At 46.6% G+C, this 3,359-nt stretch carries 2 protein-coding genes; both read right to left on the reverse strand.

Translation table 11 applies throughout. From position 1 onward, the window contains the following. Positions 1-53: 53 nt before the first annotated feature. Entirely contained in the window at positions 54-2,660 is a 2,607-nt protein-coding gene (gene gyrA / locus AC1WIP_RS13415; RefSeq protein WP_481142301.1) for a DNA gyrase subunit A, read from the reverse strand. A 30-nt stretch (positions 2,661-2,690) separates the two neighbouring features. Further along, the coding region (locus AC1WIP_RS13420) for a toprim domain-containing protein (RefSeq protein ID WP_481142302.1) at positions 2,691-3,359 on the reverse strand (669 nt) is incomplete at its 5' end.

A 3,359-nucleotide genomic window follows, 5' to 3' on the forward strand; every position in this document is an offset into this window, starting at 1 on the left:
TTTCCATCCAGATCAAACTGCTTTAAATAATTTCTGACTGCATCTACAGACATTTATTCTTCCTCTTCTTCCTTGGGCATATTGATTTCCTTTTCTTCGTCGTCCAAAACATCGTTATATGCCGCATTATTTACCTTTTCAGAAATCTCCTCAAGAGCGTCGTCCACATTGTCAAATTCCTGATCCCCGTTGGAAACCTTCTCCCGCACCTTGGCAATCTGGGCCACCTTGACACCCTCATCCAGATGAATCATTTTCACCCCTGAGGTGATTCTTCCCATGGTGGAAATATCCTGCATCCGAAGCTGGATAATGATGCCTTCCGTGGTGATCATCATAATTTCATTGTCGTCATTGACCGCCTTGACGCCCACCACATCTCCGGTTTTCTCTGTGATCTTATAGCATTTAACGCCCTTTCCGCCTCTCTTCTGCACAGTAAATTCATCAAGATAGGTTCTCTTTCCCATGCCGTTTTCCGATACGATCAAAAGAGAGTCTCCCTGAGTCTGCAGCTGCATGCCTACGATTTCATCCCCGTCGGACAAATTCATGCCAATCACACCCATGGAGGTTCTTCCCGTAGGGCGCACATCCGTCTCCTGGAACCGGATACACATTCCCTGTCTGGTCACAAGAAAAATTTCACTGGTGCTGTCCGTGGTCTTTACCTCAATCAGCTCATCGTCATCCTTTAAATGAATGGCTGCAAGGCCGTTTTTCCGTACATTGGAAAATTCCATCAGGGAGGTTTTCTTTACGATTCCCTTCTTGGTCACCATAAACAAGTTTTTCTGGCCGTCGTATTCCCGAATGGGTATCATAGCCGTTATCTTTTCTCCTGGAGAAAGCTGCAAAAGATTGATAATGGCAGTCCCTCTGGCGGTCCGCCCCGCCTCCGGAATTTCATAGGCCTTCAACCGGTACACTCTTCCTAAACTGGTAAAGAAATGCAGATAATGATGGGTTGTGGTCATAAGAAGATCCTCTATGTAGTCATCCTCTATGGTCTGCATTCCCTTGATTCCCTTGCCGCCTCTGTTCTGGGCCTTAAAATTATCCACGGTCATACGCTTGATATATCCAAGGCTTGTCATGGCGATCACTGTGTTATCCATTGGAATCAAATCCTCCATGGAAATATCAAATTCATCATATCCAATCTTGCTTCTTCTTTCATCGCCGTATTTTTCGCTGATCATCAGCATTTCTTCTTTGATTACTTTTAAAAGAAGCTTTTCATCTGCAAGAATTGCTTTCAATTCTCCAATCTTAATCTGCAGCTCCCTGTGCTCATTTTCAATCTTTTCTCTTTCCAGACCTGTGAGGGCACGGAGCCGCATGTCCACAATGGCCTGAGCCTGTGCGTCCGAAAGCGCAAAGCGCTCCATCAGCCTTTCCTTTGCTATCTGAGCATTCTGGCTGCTTCGGATAATAGAAATCACTTCATCAATAAAATCCAGAGCCTTTAAGAGTCCCTGCAGGATATGATCCCTTTCCTCAGCCTTGTTGAGATCATATTTTGTCCTTCTGGTGACAACCTCCTCCTGATGCTTCAGGTAATAAGTCAGCATATCCAGAAGGTTCATTACCTTAGGTTCATTGTTCACCAGAGCCAGCATAATCACACCAAAGGTGTCCTGAAGCTGTGTATGCTTAAAGAGCTGATTCAGCACCACATTGGCGTTGGCGTCTCTTCTCAGCTCGATCACCACGCGCACGCCCTCTCTGTTGGATTCATCCCTGATATCCACAATGCCTTCAATCTTTTTCAGCTTTACAAGCTCTGCTATCTTGATGATGAGATTTGCCTTATTCACCATATAGGGAAGCTCTGTGGCAACAATCTGGCTTTTTCCGTTGGGAAGGGTCTCAATATCGGTCACCGCCCGAACCCTGATTTTTCCGCGGCCGGTTCTGTAAGCCTCCTCACAGCCTCTGGTTCCCAGAATCAGTCCGCCCGTGGGGAAATCAGGAGCCTTCACAATGGGAAGTATTTCCTCAATGGTGGTGGCTCTTTCCTCATTTACCTTATTGTCAATTATCTTTACCACTGCATTCACTACCTCACGCAGATTATGAGGTGGAATATTGGTAGCCATTCCCACCGCAATGCCGGTGGTGCCGTTTACCAAGAGATTGGGGTAACGGCTGGGAAGCACCACGGGCTCTTTTTCCGTATCGTCAAAGTTTGGCGCAAAATCTACGGTATCCTTATTGATATCAGCCAACAGCTCCATGGAAATTTTGGAAAGCCTTGCCTCCGTGTAACGCATAGCGGCCGCGCCGTCTCCGTCCATGGAACCGAAATTGCCGTGTCCGTCCACAAGAGGATATCTGGTCGACCATTCCTGAGCCATATTTACCAGGGCGCCATATATGGAACTGTCTCCGTGAGGGTGGTACTTACCCATGGTATCACCCACAATACGGGCGCTTTTACGGTGTGGCTTATCAGGGCCATTGTTCAATTCTATCATGGAATACAGAACTCTTCTCTGTACAGGCTTCAAACCGTCCCGCACATCAGGAAGAGCCCTGGAAGCGATTACGCTCATGGCGTAATCGATATAAAAGGTTTCCATGCGCTCCTTCAAATCCACTTCGTGGATTTTATCCACCTCAGACTCCGGATTCTTGTCAAAAATATCGTCGTTCATACTTCCTCTTTCTCGCCTTTCGGCAAACTATTATATATCCAGATTTTTTACAAACTTTGCATTTTCCTCGATAAATTCCCGTCTGGGCTCTACCTTGTCTCCCATAAGAGTGGTAAAGGTGAGATCGATTTCCGACTCCATTTCCTCGTCATAATTTACGCGCAGCAAAATTCTCCGTTCCGGGTCCATGGTAGTCTCCCAGAGCTGTTCCGCGTCCATCTCTCCAAGACCCTTATAACGCTGAATTTTGTTGCTCTGATCCCTTCCCACTTCCTTCAAGATCGCATCCAGCTCCTCATCGCTGTAGGCGTACCATACCTTTTTATTTTTTTCAAGCTTATAGAGAGGAGGCTTTGCAAGGAAAACATGGCCCTCCTTGATCAGATCCGGCATAAAGCGGTAGAGGAACGTAAGCAGAAGGGTACTGATATGAGCCCCGTCCACATCCGCATCTGTCATGATAATGATCTTGTCATAGCGAAGCTTTGTGATATCGAAATCCTCGTGAATACCTGTACCGAAGGCAGTAATCATAGCCTTGATCTCTGCATTTGCATAAATCTTATCCAGCCTTGCCTTTTCCACATTCAGAATTTTTCCGCGCAGTGGCAGAATTGCCTGGGTTGCACGGGAACGGGCTGTCTTTGCGCTTCCTCCTGCGGAATCTCCCTCCACAATGTAAATCTCACAGTTTTTAGG

Source organism: Acetatifactor sp., assembly GCF_982438285.1.

Excerpts from the sequence above, each read along its gene's own strand:
- gyrA (WP_481142301.1), bottom strand. The coding sequence starts at position 2,660 with ATGAACGACGATATTTTTGACAAGAATCCGGAGTCTGAGGTGGATAAA.